This is a genomic window from Cupriavidus plantarum, assembly GCF_905397285.1.
GTDB classification, from domain to species: domain Bacteria; phylum Pseudomonadota; class Gammaproteobacteria; order Burkholderiales; family Burkholderiaceae; genus Cupriavidus; species Cupriavidus plantarum.
On the sequence record NZ_CAJPUX010000019.1, the window covers coordinates 1 to 19,280 of the forward strand.

The following is a 19,280-nucleotide window of genomic DNA, read 5'->3' on the forward strand; positions in this document are numbered from 1 at the left end:
TCACGGTCAAGCTGATCGCCCCGATCGCCATGGAAGAAGGTCTGCGCTTCGCTATCCGCGAAGGCGGCCGTACCGTCGGCGCCGGCGTCGTGGCAAAGATCCTCGACTAAGTTGTAAGCATCACTGGCGAGCGCGGCACCAACCGGCCGCGTTCGTTTGCCAGAGGGGTTCACCAAATGGGGACCCCGAAGTTGTTTTAGGGGTATAGCTCAACTGGCAGAGCGTCGGTCTCCAAAACCGAAGGTTGGGGGTTCGATTCCCTCTGCCCCTGCCAATTCAATCAGCCGCGTCGCGAGGAGCAATCGCGACGCGGCTTAGTCTCGTTTGCGAAACATGGCCAATCCCAATGTCGAAACCGTAGGTGCCTCGAGCGGCAAGTGGCTGCTCGCGGTGGCGGTGCTCCTGGTGGTTGCCGGAGTCATCGGTTTCTACGTGCTTGCGCAGCAACCGGCCTACGTGCGTGGTGCAGCGCTGTTCGTCGGGCTCGCGCTCGGCGTAGTCGTCGCCCTGGTGTCCGCGCCGGGCAAGGACTTCGTTGGATTCGCCAAGGAATCGTATCGGGAAGTTCGCAAGGTCGTATGGCCGACGCGCAAGGAAGCAGGCCAGATGACGGGGTTGGTATTCGCCTTCGTCGTGGTCATGGCGCTGTTCCTGTGGTCGGCAGACAAGCTGATCGAATGGGTGATCTTCTCGCTCGTTCTTGGCTGGAAATAAGAGATAGCACATGACGGATAACGCCCAGCAGGAAACCACCGCCGCCGAATCGCCTTCGTCGAAGAAGCGCTGGTATGTCGTGCATGCTTATTCCGGCATGGAAAAGAGCGTGCAGCGCGCGCTGCAGGAGCGCATCGACCGCGCGGAGATGCAGGACAAGTTCGGTCGCATCCTCGTGCCGTCGGAAGAAGTCGTCGAGATCAAGGGCGGTCACAAGTCGGTGACCGAGCGTCGTTTCTTCCCGGGCTACGTGCTCGTGGAAATGGAAATGACCGACGAAACGTGGCACCTGGTGAAGAACACGAGCAAGGTGACCGGTTTCGTGGGCGGGGCGCGTAATCGCCCAAGCCCGATTTCCCAGCGGGAAGTCGACAAGATCATGACCCAGATGCAGGAAGGGGTCGAGAAGCCGCGTCCCAAGACGCTGTTCGAAGTGGGCGAAATGGTGCGCGTCAAGGACGGCCCGTTCACCGACTTCAACGGCAACGTCGAGGAAGTGAACTACGAGAAGTCGCGTCTGCGGGTCTCGGTCACGATCTTCGGACGCGCAACGCCGGTCGAGCTCGAGTTCGGTCAGGTCGAGAAGGTGTAAAGAGCTTTGCCCGGCGCGACCCGTAAGGGAAGCGAAGGGACGATCCGGCGAAACGCCGGATCCAAAGAGGAGCGTGAGGTCACGCCATGCGTGGCGACAGCGCGTTATGACTCAACTGGATGCTTCCGTGAACGGAAGGTCCGTATGGAGTAGAGATGGCCAAGAAGATCGTTGGCTTTATCAAGCTGCAAATTCCGGCTGGTAAGGCGAATCCCTCCCCGCCCGTTGGTCCCGCACTGGGTCAGCGTGGTCTGAACATCATGGAGTTCTGCAAGGCGTTCAACGCCCAGACTCAGGGCATGGAACCTGGTCTGCCGGTGCCGGTGGTGATTACCGCCTTCGCCGACAAGAGCTTCACGTTCGTGATGAAGTCGCCCCCCGCGACCGTGCTGATCAAGAAGGCAGCCGGCGTGACCAAGGGCTCGCCGAAGCCGCACACCGACAAGGTGGGCAAGATCACCCGCGCCCAGGCTGAAGAAATCGCCAAGGCCAAGAACGCCGATCTGACCGCTGCCGATCTGGACGCAGCCGTTCGTACGATCGCCGGCTCGGCACGTTCGATGGGCATCACCGTGGAGGGTCTGTAAATGGCTAAGGTTTCGAAGCGCGTCGCCGCCAACAAGGCGAAGATCGAGCGTACCAAGTTCTACGCGATCGACGAGGCCCTGGGCCTGGTGAAGGGTGCTGCTACCGCCAAGTTCGACGAGTCGATCGACGTGGCCGTGCAACTGGGCATCGATGCAAAGAAGTCGGACCAGGTGGTTCGCGGTTCCGTGGTGCTGCCGGCTGGTACCGGCAAGTCCGTGCGCGTGGCAGTGTTCGCGCAAGGCGATAAGGCACAAGCCGCCAAGGACGCTGGCGCTGACGTGGTCGGCATGGAAGACCTGGCCGAGCAAGTGAAGGCCGGTAACCTGAACTTCGACGTCGTGATCGCTTCGCCGGACACGATGCGTATCGTTGGTACGCTGGGTCAGATTCTTGGCCCGCGCGGCCTGATGCCGAACCCGAAGGTCGGCACGGTGACCCCGGACGTGGCCCAGGCTGTGAAGAACGCCAAGGCCGGTCAGGTTCAGTTCCGTGTGGACAAGGCCGGTATCATCCACGCCACCATCGGTCGTCGTTCGTTCGAAGACACCGCGCTCAAGAGCAACCTCGCCGCGCTGCTGGACGCGCTGGTGAAGGCCAAGCCGGCTACGAGCAAGGGCGTGTACCTGCGCAAGATCGCCGTCTCGTCCACGATGGGCGTTGGCGTGCGCGTGGATCAGGCTTCGCTGGCAGCCTAAGCGCTGTTGGCCATCGTCAACCGGACCCGATAACGCCGGTTGGCGGCAAGAATTGAAGATCTCGCCGTCGGGCGGGATCGGCTCCGGATCCGAATGGATTGGAGTCAAGGCTTTGGGCAGTGGAGTCGTTGCCGCGCGTCGAGCGCTGGGATGGCGCCGCTGGTTATCAAAGACCGCTGGTGTCCGCGGGCGCAGTCTGGCCACGGGGACTTAATCGGCAGGCAATGCCTGCCAGCCAGCGCAGATGGCGAACCCGAAGGGATTGAAGTATCCGGGCAACCGGGTGATTCGGTTCAATCGGACGCCGTTCGTTTGGACTGATGCGTGACGTCGGGTCATGGATTCGACACCGCATCGTTTTGGAGCTTAACCGTGCCACTCAATATTGAAGATAAGAAGGCCGTCGTTGCTGAGGTATCGGCGCAGGTCGCCGCCGCCCAGACCATCGTCGTCGCCGAATATCGCGGCATTACGGTTGGCGATCTGACCAAGCTGCGTGCTACCGCCCGCCAGCAAGGTGTGTACCTGCGCGTTCTGAAGAACACGCTGGCTCGCCGCGCTGTGGAAGGTACGCCGTTCGCTGGCCTCGCAGAGCAGATGACCGGTCCGCTCATCTACGGTATTTCCGCAGATGCAGTGGCCCCGGCCAAGGTTCTGAACGACTTTGCCAAGACCAACGATAAGCTGGTTCTGCGTGCAGGTTCGTTCGACGGCAAGGTCCTCGATGCTACCGCCGTGAAGGCGCTGGCTTCGATCCCGAGCCGCGACCAACTGCTGGCTCAGCTGCTTGGCGTCATGCAGGCACCGGTGTCGGGCTTCGCCCGTCTGCTGGCTGCAGTGGCTGCCAAGAAGGCAGAAGGCGCACCTGCGGAAGCCGAAGCGGCTCCTGCGGACGCAGCCTGAGCTTCGCGTCGTCTCGCGTAGACAGATCGCAATACCGATACCGAATCACATCTAGGAGTAATTCCAAATGGCAATCACCAAAGACGACATCCTCGAAGCCGTAGGCGCGATGTCCGTGATGGAACTGAACGACCTGGTCAAGGCGTTCGAAGAGAAGTTTGGCGTGTCCGCCGCTGCGATGGCTGTTGCCGCCGCTCCGGGCGCTGGTGGTGGCGCTGCCGCTGCTGAAGAAAAGACCGAGTTCAACGTTGTTCTGGCCGAAGTGGGCGCAAACAAGGTTGGCGTGATCAAGGCCGTTCGCGAAATCACCGGTCTGGGCCTGAAGGAAGCCAAGGACCTGGTCGATGGCGCACCGAAGCCCGTCAAGGAAGGCGTGGACAAGGCTGCTGCCGACGAAGCCAAGAAGAAGCTGGAAGACGCTGGCGCGAAGGTCGAAGTCAAGTAAGTGGTATGCGCGTGCCCTCCGGCACGCGGTCAGGGCTGGCAAAGGGAAATTCCCGGCGCCAGCCTTTTTGCGCTTCTGTGGGGTGTGTTTGATGCCGCACCCGGAGCGACGTATGGCGACGTAGAAGTGACGTAGCAGGTACTGCGATGGCAATGAACGATGAGCAATCGATCTTGCCTCAGCAGAAGCCAAACATCAGTGGCACACTAGGTGGTTGCTGATGTTTGTCTTCTGAACCGACTGCAGAAGACAAGTTTGGTCGGGTGTCCCCCGGGCGAGTACAGGCGTTGCGCCGATGCAATGACCACACCGCCCGCAGCGTGCGGACACCGTCAGCCAGAGGTTGGTAGCGGCCAACCGCCAAATCCCCTCCCAGTCGCTGAACACCTCAGGGTAGGACAGGTCCACCTGCCCTGCGATGATTCGGAGATCCCATGGCGTACAGCTTCACCGAAAAGAAGCGCATTCGCAAATCGTTTGCGAAGCGCGCGACGGTTCATCAGGTTCCATTCCTGCTTGCCACACAGATTGAATCCTACACCCAGTTCCTGCAAGCGGATACCGCTGCCGCGCGCCGCAAGAGCGAGGGGTTGCAAGCCGCTTTCAACGCGATCTTCCCCATTTCGTCCCATAACGGGCTTGCCCGTATGGAATTCGTTTCGTATCACCTGTCCAACCCGCCGTTCGACGTCAAGGAATGCCAGCAGCGTGGCCTGACGTTCCACTCGGCGCTCCGCGCCAAGGTTCGCCTGATCATCAACGATCGCGAGAACCCGGGCAAAGTGAAGGAAGTGAAGGAGCAGGAAGTGTACATGGGCGAAATTCCGCTCATGACCTCGACCGGCTCGTTCGTGATCAATGGCACCGAGCGTGTCATCGTGTCTCAGCTGCACCGTTCGCCGGGCGTGTTCTTCGAGCACGACAAGGGCAAGACGCACAGCTCGGGCAAGCTGCTGTTCTCGGCACGGATCATCCCGTACCGCGGCTCGTGGCTGGACTTCGAATTCGATCCCAAGGACATCCTGTACTTCCGCGTCGACCGCCGCCGCAAGATGCCGGTGACGATCCTGCTGAAGTCGATCGGCCTGACGCCCGAACAGATCCTCGCGCACTTCTTCGTGTTCGACAACTTCACCCTGCAGTCGGAAGGCGCGCAGCTGGAGTTCGTGCCCGAGCGTCTGCGCGGTGAAGTCGCGCGCTTCGACATCGTCGACAAGAACGGCCGCGTGGTCGTCGAGAAGGATAAGCGTATCAACGCGAAGCACATTCGCGACCTCGACTCGGCTGGCACCAAGCTCATCAGCGTGCCGGAAGACTATCTGCTCGGTCGCGTGCTGGCGAAGAACATCGTCGACCCCGACACGGGCGAGGTGATCGCCAACGCCAACGACGAGCTGACCGAGACGCTGCTCGAGAACCTGCGCGAAGCCGGCGTCAAGGAAATCCAGACGCTGTACACGAACGACCTTGATCAGGGCCCGTACATGTCGCAGACGCTGCGCGTGGACGAGACCGTGGACCAGACGGCCGCGCGTATCGCGATCTATCGCATGATGCGCCCGGGCGAGCCGCCCACCGAGGAAGCCGTGGAAGCGCTGTTCCAGCGCCTGTTCTATAGCGAAGAGTCGTACGACCTGTCGCGCGTTGGCCGCATGAAGGTCAACAGCCGTCTGTCGCGCCCGAGCGGCGAGGGCAGCATGGTGCTGCAGGACGAGGACATCCTCGAGACGATCAAGATCCTGGTGAACCTGCGTAACGGCAAGGGCGAGGTCGATGACATCGATCACCTGGGCAATCGTCGTGTGCGTTGCGTGGGCGAACTGGCCGAAAACCAGTTCCGCGCCGGTCTGTCCCGCGTGGAGCGTGCGGTCAAGGAACGTCTGGGCCAGGCCGAGACGGAAAACCTGATGCCGCACGACCTGATCAACTCGAAGCCGATCTCGTCGGCGATTCGCGAGTTCTTCGGTTCGTCGCAGCTGTCGCAGTTCATGGACCAAACCAACCCGCTGTCGGAAATCACGCACAAGCGCCGTGTTTCCGCACTGGGCCCGGGCGGTCTGACGCGCGAGCGCGCGGGCTTTGAAGTCCGCGACGTGCACCCGACCCACTATGGCCGCGTGTGCCCGATCGAAACGCCGGAAGGTCCGAACATCGGTCTGATCAACTCGCTCGCACTGTATGCGCGCCTGAACGAGTATGGCTTCCTCGAGACGCCGTATCGCAAGGTCGTGGACAGCAAGCTGACCGACCAGGTGGATTACCTGTCGGCCATCGAGGAAGGCAAGTACGTGGTGGCCCAGGCCAACGCGACGGTCGATGCCGACGGCAACCTGATCGACGAACTGGTGTCCGCGCGTGAAGGTTCCGAGCGTGAAACCCGTATGGTGACGCCGGACCGCGTGCAGTACATCGACGTGGCGCCGTCGCAGATCGTGTCGGCCGCCGCCTCGCTGGTGCCGTTCCTCGAGCACGACGATGCAAACCGTGCACTGATGGGCGCGAACATGCAGCGTCAGGCCGTGCCTTGCCTGCGTCCGGACAAGCCGCTCGTGGGTACCGGCATCGAACGTACCGTGGCCGTCGACTCGGGCACCGCGGTTCAGGCGATGCGCGGTGGCGTGGTCGACTACGTCGATGCGATGCGTATCGTGATCCGTGTGAACGACGACGAAGCCGTGGCCGGTGAAGTCGGCGTGGACATCTACAACCTGATCAAGTACACGCGTTCGAACCAGAACACGAACATCAACCAGCGTCCGATGGTCAAGGTGGGCGACATTGTGGCCCGCGGCGACGTGGTGGCCGACGGTGCCTCGACCGACCTCGGCGAACTGGCGCTCGGCCAGAACATGCTGGTGGCGTTCATGCCGTGGAACGGCTACAACTTCGAAGATTCGATCTTGATCTCCGAACGCGTGGTGGCCGAAGACCGCTACACCTCGATCCACATCGAGGAACTGTCGGTCGTCGCCCGTGACACGAAGCTGGGACCGGAAGAAATCACGCGCGATATCTCGAACCTCGCCGAAGCGCAACTCGCGCGTCTGGACGAATCGGGCATCACGTACATCGGCGCCGAAGTGGAAGCCGGCGACGTGCTGGTCGGCAAGGTGACGCCGAAGGGCGAAACCCAGCTGACGCCGGAAGAGAAGCTGCTGCGCGCGATCTTCGGCGAGAAGGCGTCGGACGTGAAGGACACTTCGCTGCGCGTGCCGTCGGGCATGAGCGGCATCGTCATCGACGTCCAGGTCTTCACGCGTGAAGGCGTGACGCGCGACAAGCGCGCCCAGTCGATCATCGACGATGAACTGAAGCGCTACCGCCTGGACCTGAACGATCAGCTGCGTATCGTGGAAGGCGATGCATTCCAGCGTCTGGAGCGTCTGCTGCTCGACAAGACCGTCAACGGCGGTCCGAAGAAGCTGGCGAAGGGCGCGAAGCTGACCCGCGAGTACCTGGCCGATCTGGACAAGTACCACTGGTTCGACATCCGCCCGGCGGACGAGGAAGTTGCTGCGCAGCTGGAAGCCGTCAAGGAAGCCATCGAGCAGAAGCGCCACGAGTTCGACCTCGCGTTCGAAGAAAAGCGGAAGAAGCTCACCCAGGGCGACGAACTGCCGCCGGGCGTGATCAAGATGGTCAAGGTGTATCTGGCCGTCAAGCGCCGCCTGCAGCCTGGCGACAAGATGGCAGGCCGTCACGGTAACAAGGGTGTCGTGTCGAAGATCACGCCGATCGAAGACATGCCGTACATGGCGGACGGTACGCCGGCCGACATCGTGCTGAACCCGCTGGGCGTGCCGTCGCGGATGAACGTGGGCCAGATTCTGGAAACCCACCTCGGCTGGGCCGCGCGCGGTCTGGGCGAGCGCATCGGCAACATGCTGAAGGCACAGGTGAAGGCTCAGGAACTGCGCAAGCTGCTCGCTCAGATCTACAACGAGAGCGGCAAGGCGGAAGACCTGGACAGCCTGTCCGACGCGGAAGTGCTCGAGCTGGCCACGAACCTGAAGAAGGGCGTGCCGTTCGCGACGCCGGTGTTCGATGGTGCGCACGAAGACGAAATCCGCCGCATGCTGGATCTCGCTTACCCGGACGACATCGCCAAGGAGAAGGGTCTGACCGCCTCCAAGCAGCAGGTCACGCTGCACGATGGCCGTACCGGCGAAGCGTTCGAGCGTCCGGTCACGCTGGGTGTGATGCACATGCTGAAGCTGCACCACCTGGTCGATGACAAGATGCACGCGCGTTCGACGGGTCCGTACTCGCTGGTGACGCAGCAACCGCTGGGCGGCAAGGCGCAGTTCGGTGGCCAGCGTTTCGGTGAGATGGAAGTGTGGGCACTGGAAGCCTACGGCGCGTCGTACGTGCTGCAGGAAATGCTGACGGTCAAGTCCGATGACGTGAACGGCCGTACCAAGGTGTACGAGAACATCGTCAAGGGCGAGCACTCGATCGACGCCGGCATGCCGGAATCGTTCAACGTGCTGGTGAAGGAAATCCGCTCGCTGGGTATCGACATCGACCTCGATCGCTACTGATCGCGGCACCCCGGCTAAGCAGGATTTCTCACAGGATGAATGCCACCCCTTCGGACAAGGTCCGGGAGGGTGGCGAAACAAGGAGTTGCAATGAAAGCATTGCTCGATCTCTTTAAGCAGGTACAGCAGGAAGAGCAGTTCGACGCGATCAAGATCGGTCTCGCCTCGCCCGAGAAGATCCGTTCGTGGTCGTACGGTGAAGTGAAGAAGCCGGAAACGATCAACTACCGCACGTTCAAGCCCGAACGCGACGGTCTGTTCTGCGCCAAGATCTTTGGGCCGATCAAGGACTACGAGTGCCTGTGCGGCAAGTACAAGCGCCTGAAGCACCGTGGCGTGATCTGCGAGAAGTGCGGCGTGGAAGTGACGCTCGCCAAGGTTCGCCGTGAGCGCATGGGCCACATCGAACTGGCTGCGCCGACCGCGCACATCTGGTTCCTGAAGTCGCTGCCGTCGCGTCTGGGCATGGTGCTCGACATGACGCTGCGCGACATCGAGCGCGTGCTGTATTTCGAAGCGTTCGTGGTGCTCGAGCCCGGCATGACCCCGCTCAAGAAGAGCCAGATCATGTCCGAGGACGACTACATCGCGAAGTGCGACGAGTACGGCGAGGGCGAGTTCGTGGCAATGATGGGTGCCGAGGGCATCCGTGAACTGCTGCGCGGTATCGACATCGAGAAGCAGATCGAACAGATCCGCGCCGAACTGCAGGCCACGGGTTCGGAAGCCAAGATCAAGAAGTTTGCCAAGCGCCTGAAGGTGCTCGAGGCCTTCCAGCGTTCGGGCATCAAGCCCGAGTGGATGATCCTCGAAGTGCTGCCGGTGCTGCCGCCCGAGCTGCGCCCGCTGGTGCCGCTGGATGGTGGCCGCTTCGCGACCTCGGACCTGAACGACCTGTACCGCCGCGTGATCAACCGTAACAACCGGTTGAAGCGTCTGCTCGAGCTGAAGGCGCCTGAAATCATCGTGCGCAACGAAAAGCGCATGCTGCAGGAAGCCGTCGACTCGCTGCTGGACAACGGCCGTCGCGGCAAGGCGATGACGGGCGCCAACAAGCGTCCGCTGAAGTCGCTCGCCGAAATGATCAAGGGTAAGGGCGGCCGTTTCCGTCAGAACCTGCTGGGCAAGCGCGTGGACTACTCGGGCCGTTCGGTCATCGTGGTGGGGCCGACGCTCAAGCTGCATCAGTGCGGTCTGCCCAAGCTGATGGCGCTGGAACTGTTCAAGCCGTTCATCTTCCACAAGCTGGAAACGATGGGCATCGCCACCACGATCAAGGCGGCGAAGAAGGAAGTGGAAAGCCAGACGCCGGTGGTGTGGGACATCCTCGAAGAGGTGATCCGCGAGCATCCGGTGATGCTGAACCGCGCGCCGACGCTGCACCGTCTGGGTATCCAGGCATTCGAGCCCGTGCTGATCGAAGGCAAGGCCATTCAGCTGCACCCGCTCGTCTGCGCGGCGTTCAACGCCGACTTCGACGGTGACCAGATGGCCGTTCACGTGCCGCTGTCGCTGGAAGCGCAGATGGAAGCGCGCACGCTGATGCTGGCGTCGAACAACGTGCTGTTCCCGGCCAACGGCGATCCGTCGATCGTGCCGTCGCAGGACGTGGTGCTGGGTCTGTACTACACGACCCGCGACAAGATCAACGGCAAGGGCGAAGGCATGACGTTCGCCGACGTCAGCGAAGTGCTGCGTGCGTACGAGAACAAGGAAGTCGAACTGGCTTCCCGCGTGAACGTGCGTATCGTCGAGTACGACCTCGTGGACAAGGACGCGCAGGGCGATGCCCGCTTTGCGCCGAAGATCACGCTGCAGGCCACGACGGTCGGCCGCGCGATCCTGTCCGAGATCCTGCCGAAGGGCCTGCCGTTCTCGGTGCTGAACAAGCCGCTGAAGAAGAAGGAGATCTCGCGCCTGATCAACACCGCATTCCGCAAGTGCGGTCTGCGTGAAACGGTGATCTTCGCGGACAAGCTGCTGCAGTCGGGCTTCCGCCTGGCCACGCGCGCCGGTATCTCGATCGCGATCGACGACATGCTGGTGCCGCCGCAGAAGGAGAAGATCATCTCCGAAGCGGCCGCCAAGGTGAAGGAATACGACAAGCAGTACATGTCGGGTCTGGTGACGGACCAGGAGCGTTACAACAACGTCGTGGACATCTGGGGCGCCGCCGGCGACCAGGTGGGCAAGGCGATGATGGAGCAGCTCCAGCACGAAGACGTGGTTGACCGCGAGGGCAAGACCGTCAAGCAGGAATCGTTCAACTCGATCTACATGATGGCCGACTCGGGTGCGCGTGGTTCCGCTGCGCAGATCCGTCAGCTGGCTGGCATGCGTGGCCTGATGGCCAAGCCGGATGGCTCGATCATCGAAACGCCGATTACGGCGAACTTCCGTGAAGGCCTGAACGTTCTCCAGTACTTCATCTCGACCCACGGCGCGCGTAAGGGCCTGGCCGATACGGCACTGAAGACCGCGAACTCGGGTTACCTGACCCGTCGTCTGGTCGACGTGACGCAGGATCTGGTCGTGGTGGAAGACGATTGCGGTACGTCGAACGGCGTGGCAATGAAGGCGCTGGTCGAAGGCGGTGAAGTCATCGAAGCCCTGCGCGACCGTATCCTCGGCCGCGTGACGGTGTCGGACGTGGTGAACCCGGAAACGCAGGAAACCGCGATCGAGACGGGCACGCTGCTCGACGAAGATCTGGTGGACCTGATCGACAGCCTGGGCGTGGACGAAGTGAAGGTGCGCACGCCGCTGTCGTGCGACACGCGCTACGGTCTGTGCGCGAAGTGCTACGGCCGCGATCTGGGCCGCGGCGTGCTCGTGAACTCCGGCGAAGCGGTGGGTGTGATTGCCGCCCAGTCGATCGGTGAACCGGGTACCCAGCTGACCATGCGTACGTTCCACATCGGTGGCGCGGCATCGCGTGCGGCAGTGGCCTCGAGCGTGGAAGCCAAGGCGACCGGTACGGTCCGCTTCACGGCGACCATGCGCTACGTGACCAACGCCAAGGGCGAACTGATCGTGATCTCCCGTTCGGGCGAGACGCTGATCACGGACGACCATGGCCGCGAGCGCGAGCGTCACAAGATCCCGTACGGCGCCACGCTGCTGGTGCAGGACGGTCAGTCGATCAAGGCCGGTACGCAGCTGGCCACGTGGGATGCGCTGACGCGTCCGATCGTCTCGGAGTACTCGGGCACCATCAAGTTCGAGAACGTCGAGGAAGGCGTGACCGTTGCGAAGCAGATGGACGAAGTGACGGGCCTGTCGACGCTGGTCGTCATCGACGCCAAGCGCCGCACCGCCGCGACGAAGGGTCTGCGCCCGCAGGTGAAGCTGCTGGACGCGAACAACCAGGAAGTGAAGATCCCGGGCACGGACCACTCCGTGACCATCGGCTTCCAGGTTGGCGCACTGATCACCGTGAAGGACGGTCAACAGGTGCACGTGGGTGAAGTGCTCGCGCGTATCCCGACCGAGTCGCAGAAGACCCGCGACATTACCGGTGGTCTGCCGCGTGTGGCCGAGTTGTTCGAAGCGCGTTCGCCGAAGGATGCCGCCGTGCTGGCGGAAGTCACCGGTACGACGTCGTTCGGCAAGGACACCAAGGGCAAGCAGCGACTGGTCATCACGGACCTCGACGGCAATGCGCACGAGTTCCTGATCGCCAAGGAAAAGCAGGTGCTGGTGCACGATGGCCAGGTGGTGAACAAGGGCGAAATGATCGTGGAAGGTCCGGCGGACCCGCACGACATTCTGCGCCTGAAGGGCATCGAGGAACTGGCGCACTACATCGTCGACGAAGTGCAGGACGTGTACCGTCTGCAGGGCGTGAAGATCAACGACAAGCACATCGAAGTGATCGTGCGTCAGATGCTGCGCCGTGTTCAGATCGTGGACGTGGGCGACACCAAGTTCATCCCGGGTGAACAGGTGGAGCGTTCGGAACTGCTCGACGAAAACGATCGCGTGATCGCCGATGGCAAGCGTCCGGCCACGTACGAAAACCTGCTGCTCGGTATCACCAAGGCGTCGCTGTCCACGGACAGCTTCATCTCGGCGGCATCGTTCCAGGAAACGACGCGCGTGCTGACGGAAGCCGCGATCATGGGCAAGACCGACGACCTGCGTGGTCTGAAGGAAAACGTGATTGTGGGTCGTCTGATCCCCGCCGGTACCGGCCTGGCCTACCACCGTGCCCGCAAGGCGCGCGAGGCGGCCGAGCGCGAACGCGCACAGGCGATCTCGGACGAAGAGCAATCGCTCTTCATCGAGCCGCCGGTTGTGCAAGCGACCGAAGGCGACGGCGACGCAGTCTGAGCCCTCACCCCGCCATCCCTGTGATGGCGATGCATCGAAGCCCGGCCTCTTGGCCGGGCTTTTTTTTGCCCTCGTTGCACGGCCTCGTTGCACCAATTTCGCGGGAAAGCGATTTCCGCGTCGTGGGCGCATGCGGATGCTATGGGTGTCGAATGCAAGTAAAGGATGCGTCCGTGCCCATCGCCCCGCTGTTTTTCTGCCAGATGCCGCTGAGTGTCGCCATGCTCTGCGCGATGACGTTTCCCACCGAGAGTGCGCCGCCCGTCGCGCCGCGCGTATGGCTCGATCTCACGCCCGGCACCGCGCCGCTGAACCTCAACGATGCGCACACACGGGATCGCATCGCGCGCGATTGCGCGAGCGGACGGCCCGCATCGCCCGGCGATTGCGCGCAGCTGGAAGCGCTTCGGCGTCGGGAGGCATTGCAGCCGGCGGCCGCGCCAGACCGCGGCAGTGTGGCACCGCCCGCCGGCGCACGCTGGCCGAGCGACACAGGGTTTCCACCCGCGGGTGGGCAGCGCGATGCAATGCCCTATCCCTGTGCCCCCGCGAACCCATGTCCGCGTTGATGACCTACACGTCCGTTTCAGGCACCGAGCTTAGTGGTAAGGTTACGGCCTTTACGGCTTTCCGCATTTCCGTTGTCTATGTCGCGCGCGCTGGCGATTCTCAAGGATGTCTTCGGCTACCACGCCTTTCGCGGCCGGCAGGCGGAGATCATCGACCACGTCGCCGAAGGCGGCGACAGCCTCGTGCTGATGCCCACGGGCGGTGGCAAGTCGTTGTGTTATCAGATTCCGGCGTTGCTGCGGCAGCGCGCGGGCCATGGCACGGGCATCGTCGTGTCGCCGCTCATCGCCCTGATGCAGGACCAGGTGGCGGCACTCACCGAAGCGGGTGTCCACGCGGCGGTGCTCAACTCCACGCTGACGAGCGCAGAGGCGTCGGCGGTAGAGCGTGACCTGCTGGCAGGCCGGCTCGAGATTCTCTACGTGGCGCCCGAGCGTCTGATGACGCCGCGGTTCCTCGACCTGCTCGAGCGCGCGCGCGTCGGCTTGTTTGCGATCGACGAAGCGCACTGCGTGTCGCAATGGGGCCACGATTTCCGTCCCGAATACATCCAGCTGTCGGTCCTTCACGAGCGCTTTCCGCGTGTGCCGCGTATCGCGCTGACCGCCACGGCGGACGCGGTGACGCGCGACGAAATCGTGGAGCGGCTTGCGCTCGACGAAGCGCAGGTATTCATCTCGAGCTTCGACCGGCCGAATATCCGCTATCGCATCGTCGAAAAGGACAACGCGCGTCAGCAGCTGCTCGCCTTCATCAAGGCCGAGCATATGGGCGCCGGCGGAACGCACGACAGCGGCATCGTGTACTGCCTGTCGCGCAAGAAGGTCGAGGAAACCGCGAGCTGGCTCGCGACCCATGGCATCCAGGCGCTCGCCTATCACGCGGGCATGGATGCGCAGGTACGCCAGCATCATCAGGCGCGCTTCCGGGAGGAAGAGGGCATCGTCATGGTGGCGACCATCGCGTTCGGCATGGGTATCGACAAGCCCGACGTCAGATTCGTCGCGCACCTGGACCTGCCGAAGAGCATGGAAGGCTATTACCAGGAAACCGGGCGCGCCGGGCGCGACGGACTGCCGGCCAACGCGTGGATGGCCTATGGCCTCGGCGACGTCGTGCAGCAGAAGCGGATGATCGACGAGTCCGAAGCGGACGACGCGCACAAGCGCGTCTCGTCATCCAAGCTCGACGCGCTGCTGGGATTGTGCGAGACGCCGGGCTGCCGGCGCGTCCGGATCCTCGCGTACTTCGACGAGGCCGCGGAGCCGTGCGGCAACTGCGATACGTGCCTCGAGCCACCCGCGACGTGGGACGGCACGCGCGAGGCGCAGATGGCGCTGTCCTGCGTCTACCGGACCGCGCAGGCCAGCCGCGTGCATTTCGGCGCCACGCATCTGATCGACGTGCTGCGCGGCAATGCATCGGAGAAGGTCAAGCAGTGGGGCCATGACAAGGTGTCCACGTTCGGCATCGGCGCCGATCGCTCCGTCTCGGACTGGCATGCGATCTTCCGCCAGTTGATCGCGCACGGCCTGCTCGTGATCGACCACGGCGGGCACGGCGCGCTGCTGCTGGGCGACTCCGCGCGCGCGGTGCTGAAGGGCGAGCAGTCGATCACGCTGCGGCGGCAGGTCAGCAAGCCCGGCCGCGGGAGCGACCGCGCCGCGCGCGGCAGCCGCACAGACCATACAGCCGACATGGACGAAGACACGCTGGCCAACTGGGAGGCGCTGCGCCGGTGGCGCACCAAGGCCGCGCGCGAGCACGGCGTGCCCGCCTACGTGATCTTCCACGACGCCACGCTGGCCGAGCTCGCGCGCAGCGCGCCCGATACGCTGGACGCGCTCACCGAGGTGCCCGGTATCGGCGCATCGAAGCTCGAACGATACGGCGACGACATTCTGGAAGCGCTGCGGGCGGTGCGATAACGGTCCGCAAGGGACGCCCCGCGGTATACCTGTCACGGTATACCGCAGAGACGCTTGACCGTTGTCAAGCGGACCGCTATAGTGCCAGATTCGAGTTTTTGGCTTCGGATTTCCCACGCCTGTGCAAATGCGGCCGTTCGGTCGCTACAGGTGGAGTCGGCGGGATCCGAGCGAGCTCGCGCTCTTTGGCAAGTCTGTCACTTCACAGCCCCTTCCCTCGAGCGTTCGCTCAATCCTCTCGCCCAAAATTCGTAGTGCCCTTCCGGCCGGCTGATGCGGCGGAGGGGTGTTTTTGTAAAACCAAGCTGGATTGAACAATGCCAACTATCAACCAACTGGTTCGCAAGCCGCGCGTCTCTGAAGTCGTCAAGAGCAAGAGCCCCGCGCTTGAGAACTGCCCGCAGCGTCGCGGCGTGTGCACCCGCGTGTACACCACGACGCCGAAGAAGCCGAACTCGGCACTGCGTAAGGTCGCCAAGGTGCGCCTGACCAACGGTTTCGAGGTCATCTCGTACATCGGCGGTGAAGGCCACAACCTGCAGGAACACTCGGTCGTGCTGATCCGCGGCGGCCGTGTGAAGGATCTGCCGGGTGTGCGTTACCACATCGTCCGTGGCTCGCTCGACCTGCAAGGCGTGAAGGACCGCAAGCAGGCGCGTTCGAAGTACGGCGCGAAGCGTCCGAAGGCTGCCTAAGCAGGCAACCTGGGCTTACGCCCGAAGCAACAAGCGATGGCCTGTGGCGCATGCGTCATGGAGCTGTCACCAGGCGGCGGTACAACGGAGTGTTTAGCGCCGTGCCGTCGAGTAAGTGGTCACCCGGCGAATTTGCTGCGCCAATGCGAAAGCAAGCTAGTTGGTGGCCGGAGAGCGGAAATCTGAACCGCGCTCTCAACTGAATCTAGAGGAAAGAAGATGCCACGTCGTCGTGAAGTCCCCAAGCGGGAAATTCTGCCTGATCCGAAGTTCGGCAACGTTGAAGTTGCCAAGTTCATGAACGTGCTGATGCTGGACGGCAAGAAGTCGGTCGCCGAGCGTATCGTGTACGGCGCGTTCGATCAGATCGAAAAGAAGGCAGGCAAGGCCCCCATCGAAGTGTTCTCCGTTGCCATCAACAACGTGAAGCCGGTGGTCGAAGTGAAGAGCCGCCGCGTTGGCGGTGCCAACTATCAGGTTCCGGTCGAAGTTCGTCCGTCGCGTCGTCTGGCATTGGCGATGCGTTGGCTGCGCGAGGCCGCGAAGAAACGCAGCGAGAAGTCGATGGCGCTGCGCCTGGCAGGTGAACTGCTCGAGGCATCGGAAGGTCGTGGCGGCGCGATGAAGAAGCGCGACGAAGTGCACCGCATGGCCGAAGCCAACAAGGCGTTCTCGCACTTCCGCTTCTAAAGCGCGCGATTACGCTGTTGGTTGCCGGGCGGGCTGTGTCGTTACACATCTCGCCCGTTTGTGTTAGGGGCGTAGACGAAGAGATGTCTGCGCCTCATGGACGAAATAGAGGATTAAAGTGGCTCGTAAGACTCCCATTGAGCGCTACCGTAACATCGGTATTTCGGCTCACATTGACGCGGGTAAAACCACCACGACCGAGCGGATCCTGTTCTACACCGGTGTGAATCACAAGATCGGTGAAGTGCACGACGGCGCGGCCACCATGGACTGGATGGAGCAGGAGCAGGAGCGTGGCATCACGATCACCTCCGCTGCGACCACCGCCTTCTGGAAGGGCATGGGCGGTAACTACCCCGAGCACCGCTTCAACATCATCGACACCCCGGGCCACGTGGACTTCACCATCGAGGTGGAGCGTTCCATGCGCGTGCTGGACGGCGCATGCATGGTCTACTGCGCAGTGGGTGGCGTGCAGCCGCAGTCGGAAACCGTTTGGCGTCAGGCCAACAAGTACGGTGTGCCGCGTCTGGCGTTCGTCAACAAGATGGACCGTACCGGCGCGAACTTCTTCAAGGTCTACGACCAGCTGAAGACCCGCCTGAAGGCCAACCCCGTGCCGGTCGTGGTGCCTATCGGCGCCGAAGACGGCTTCCAGGGTGTGGTCGACCTGCTGGAAATGAAGGCAATCGTCTGGGACGAAGCCAGCCAGGGCGTGAAGTTCGAGTACACGGACATCCCCGCCGAGCTGAAGGACACCGCTGACGAATGGCGCGAGAAGATGGTCGAGTCCGCCGCCGAAGCCAGCGAAGAGCTGATGGAAAAGTACCTGGGCGGCGAAGAGCTGACCCGCGCCGAGATCGTGAAGGCGCTGCGTGACCGTACCATCGCCTGCGAAATCCAGCCGATGCTGTGCGGCACCGCGTTCAAGAACAAGGGCGTGCAGCGTATGCTCGACGCCGTGATCGACTTCCTGCCGTCGCCGGTCGACATTCCGCCGGTCAAGGGCGTGGACGAAAACGACGACGAGAAGAAGCTCGAGCGCAAGGCCGACGACAACGAAAAGTTCTCGGCACTGGCGTTCAAGATCATGACCGACCCGTTCGTCGGCCAGCTGATCTTCTTCCGCGTCTACTCGGGCAAGATCAATTCGGGCGACACCGTGTACAACCCGGTGAAGCAGAAGAAGGAGCGTCTGGGCCGTATTCTGCAGATGCACGCGAACCAGCGCGAAGAAATCAAGGAAGTGCTGGCTGGCGACATCGCCGCCGCGGTGGGCCTGAAGGATGCCACCACCGGCGACACGCTGTGCGATCCGGCTGCGCCGATCGTGCTTGAGCGCATGGTGTTCCCGGAGCCGGTGATCTCGCAGGCTGTCGAGCCGAAGACCAAGGCCGACCAGGAAAAGATGGGCATCGCCCTGAACCGCCTGGCCGCTGAAGATCCGTCGTTCCGCGTGCGTACCGATGAAGAATCGGGCCAGACCATCATTTCGGGCATGGGCGAGCTCCACCTCGAAATTCTGGTTGACCGCATGAAGCGTGAATTCGGCGTGGAAGCGAACATCGGTGCGCCGCAGGTGGCCTACCGCGAGACGATCCGCAAGACCGCCGAAGGCGTGGAAGGCAAGTTCGTCAAGCAGTCGGGCGGCCGCGGCCAGTACGGTCACGCCGTGATCACGCTGGAACCGCAAGAGCAGGGCAAGGGCTTCGAGTTCATCGACGCGATCAAGGGCGGTGTGATTCCTCGCGAATACATCCCGGCGGTCGAAAAGGGTATCGTGGACACGCTGCCGTCCGGTATTCTGGCGGGCTTCCCGGTGGTGGACGTGAAGGTGACGTTGACGTTCGGTTCGTACCACGACGTGGACTCGAACGAAAACGCGTTCCGCATGGCTGGCTCGATGGCTTTCAAGGAAGCCATGCGCAAGGCAAGCCCGGTTCTGCTGGAGCCGATGATGGCTGTGGAAGTGGAAACGCCGGAAGACTACACGGGTACCGTGATGGGCGATCTGTCGTCCCGCCGCGGCATCGTGCAGGGCATGGACGACATGGTTGGCGGCGGCAAGATCATCAAGGCCGAAGTCCCGCTGTCGGAAATGTTCGGTTATTCCACGTCGCTGCGCTCGGCCACGCAAGGCCGCGCCACGTACACGATGGAATTCAAGCACTACGCTGAAGCACCGAAGAACATCGCCGAAGCCGTGATGACGGCCAAGGGCAAGCAGTAATAAAAGCTTTGCCGCCATGCGCGATCCGCGTGGCGGCGTAATGAATCGACAAGACTGAATTCCATTAGGAGCTGAAAAATGGCAAAGGAAAAGTTCGAACGGACCAAGCCGCACGTGAACGTTGGCACGATTGGTCACGTTGACCATGGCAAGACGACGCTGACGGCGGCAATCGCCACGGTGCTGGCTTCGAAGTTCGGCGGTTCGGCAAAGAAGTACGACGAAATCGACGCAGCGCCGGAAGAAAAGGCACGTGGTATTACCATCAACACGGCGCACGTGGAATACGAAACGGCTAACCGCCACTACGCCCACGTTGACTGCCCGGGCCACGCTGACTATGTGAAGAACATGATC

15 protein-coding genes and 1 tRNA gene are annotated in these 19,280 nt (G+C 62.5%); all 16 read left to right on the forward strand.

The window, feature by feature from the left end; genetic code table 11:
- Positions 1–110: EF-Tu C-terminal domain-related protein (locus KHP16_RS28080; protein WP_463054484.1), on the forward strand; the 110-nt coding region annotated here is incomplete at its 5' end.
- A gap of 88 nt (positions 111–198) precedes the next feature.
- Positions 199–274, forward strand: a tRNA-Trp gene (locus tag KHP16_RS28085).
- A 59-nt stretch (positions 275–333) separates the two neighbouring features.
- Positions 334–714 carry a preprotein translocase subunit SecE gene (gene secE, locus KHP16_RS28090; RefSeq protein ID WP_109585068.1) on the forward strand — a complete coding sequence of 127 codons (381 nt, stop codon included), beginning with the start codon at positions 334–336 and terminating at the stop codon, positions 712–714.
- 10 nt (positions 715–724) lie between these two features.
- Positions 725–1,306 carry a transcription termination/antitermination protein NusG gene (gene nusG / locus KHP16_RS28095; protein WP_109585069.1) on the forward strand — a complete coding sequence of 194 codons (582 nt, stop codon included), beginning with the start codon at positions 725–727 and terminating at the stop codon, positions 1,304–1,306.
- Between the two features lie 155 nt (positions 1,307–1,461).
- Entirely contained in the window at positions 1,462–1,893 is a 432-nt protein-coding gene (gene rplK, locus KHP16_RS28100; protein ID WP_109585070.1) for a 50S ribosomal protein L11, read from the forward strand.
- Positions 1,894–2,589, forward strand: a complete 696-nt coding sequence (gene rplA, locus KHP16_RS28105) for a 50S ribosomal protein L1 (protein ID WP_109585071.1) — start codon at positions 1,894–1,896, stop codon at positions 2,587–2,589.
- 372 nt (positions 2,590–2,961) lie between these two features.
- Positions 2,962–3,492 (forward strand): 50S ribosomal protein L10, encoded by a 531-nt coding sequence (gene rplJ / locus KHP16_RS28110; RefSeq protein WP_109585072.1) that lies wholly within the window; start codon positions 2,962–2,964, stop codon positions 3,490–3,492.
- 67 nt (positions 3,493–3,559) lie between these two features.
- Positions 3,560–3,937, forward strand: coding sequence for a 50S ribosomal protein L7/L12 (gene rplL, locus KHP16_RS28115; RefSeq protein WP_109585073.1), 378 nt, complete (start codon positions 3,560–3,562; stop codon positions 3,935–3,937).
- A gap of 434 nt (positions 3,938–4,371) precedes the next feature.
- The gene (rpoB, locus tag KHP16_RS28120; RefSeq protein WP_109585074.1) at positions 4,372–8,478 is read left to right on the forward strand and encodes a DNA-directed RNA polymerase subunit beta; all 4,107 of its coding nucleotides are present in this window, start codon (positions 4,372–4,374) and stop codon (positions 8,476–8,478) included.
- Between the two features lie 90 nt (positions 8,479–8,568).
- A complete protein-coding gene (gene rpoC, locus KHP16_RS28125; protein WP_109585075.1) occupies positions 8,569–12,810 on the forward strand; it encodes a DNA-directed RNA polymerase subunit beta' in 4,242 nt (1,413 codons plus the stop codon).
- A gap of 173 nt (positions 12,811–12,983) precedes the next feature.
- Positions 12,984–13,379, forward strand: a complete 396-nt coding sequence (locus KHP16_RS28130) for a hypothetical protein (protein ID WP_211961631.1) — start codon at positions 12,984–12,986, stop codon at positions 13,377–13,379.
- A 78-nt stretch (positions 13,380–13,457) separates the two neighbouring features.
- A complete protein-coding gene (recQ, locus tag KHP16_RS28135) occupies positions 13,458–15,308 on the forward strand; it encodes a DNA helicase RecQ (RefSeq protein ID WP_115955553.1) in 1,851 nt (616 codons plus the stop codon).
- 317 nt (positions 15,309–15,625) lie between these two features.
- Positions 15,626–16,003, forward strand: coding sequence for a 30S ribosomal protein S12 (rpsL, locus tag KHP16_RS28140; protein WP_010810460.1), 378 nt, complete (start codon positions 15,626–15,628; stop codon positions 16,001–16,003).
- A gap of 219 nt (positions 16,004–16,222) precedes the next feature.
- Positions 16,223–16,693 carry a 30S ribosomal protein S7 gene (gene rpsG, locus KHP16_RS28145; protein WP_109585078.1) on the forward strand — a complete coding sequence of 157 codons (471 nt, stop codon included), beginning with the start codon at positions 16,223–16,225 and terminating at the stop codon, positions 16,691–16,693.
- Between the two features lie 118 nt (positions 16,694–16,811).
- The gene (gene fusA / locus KHP16_RS28150) at positions 16,812–18,923 is read left to right on the forward strand and encodes an elongation factor G (RefSeq protein WP_109585079.1); all 2,112 of its coding nucleotides are present in this window, start codon (positions 16,812–16,814) and stop codon (positions 18,921–18,923) included.
- A 78-nt stretch (positions 18,924–19,001) separates the two neighbouring features.
- The coding region (locus tag KHP16_RS28155) for a GTP-binding protein (protein WP_244836102.1) at positions 19,002–19,280 on the forward strand (279 nt) is incomplete at its 3' end.

What these genes read in the sequence shown, in the direction of transcription:
- recQ (WP_115955553.1), top strand. Translation starts at nt 13,458, where the DNA reads ATGTCGCGCGCGCTGGCGATTCTCAAGGATGTCTTCGGCTACCACGCC.
- rplA (WP_109585071.1), top strand. Translation starts at nt 1,894, where the DNA reads ATGGCTAAGGTTTCGAAGCGCGTCGCCGCCAACAAGGCGAAGATCGAG.
- rplL (WP_109585073.1), top strand. Translation starts at nt 3,560, where the DNA reads ATGGCAATCACCAAAGACGACATCCTCGAAGCCGTAGGCGCGATGTCC.
- secE (WP_109585068.1), top strand. Translation starts at nt 334, where the DNA reads ATGGCCAATCCCAATGTCGAAACCGTAGGTGCCTCGAGCGGCAAGTGG.
- rpoB (WP_109585074.1), top strand. Translation starts at nt 4,372, where the DNA reads ATGGCGTACAGCTTCACCGAAAAGAAGCGCATTCGCAAATCGTTTGCG.
- rpsL (WP_010810460.1), top strand. Translation starts at nt 15,626, where the DNA reads ATGCCAACTATCAACCAACTGGTTCGCAAGCCGCGCGTCTCTGAAGTC.
- rplK (WP_109585070.1), top strand. Translation starts at nt 1,462, where the DNA reads ATGGCCAAGAAGATCGTTGGCTTTATCAAGCTGCAAATTCCGGCTGGT.
- nusG (WP_109585069.1), top strand. Translation starts at nt 725, where the DNA reads ATGACGGATAACGCCCAGCAGGAAACCACCGCCGCCGAATCGCCTTCG.
- rpsG (WP_109585078.1), top strand. Translation starts at nt 16,223, where the DNA reads ATGCCACGTCGTCGTGAAGTCCCCAAGCGGGAAATTCTGCCTGATCCG.
- rpoC (WP_109585075.1), top strand. Translation starts at nt 8,569, where the DNA reads ATGAAAGCATTGCTCGATCTCTTTAAGCAGGTACAGCAGGAAGAGCAG.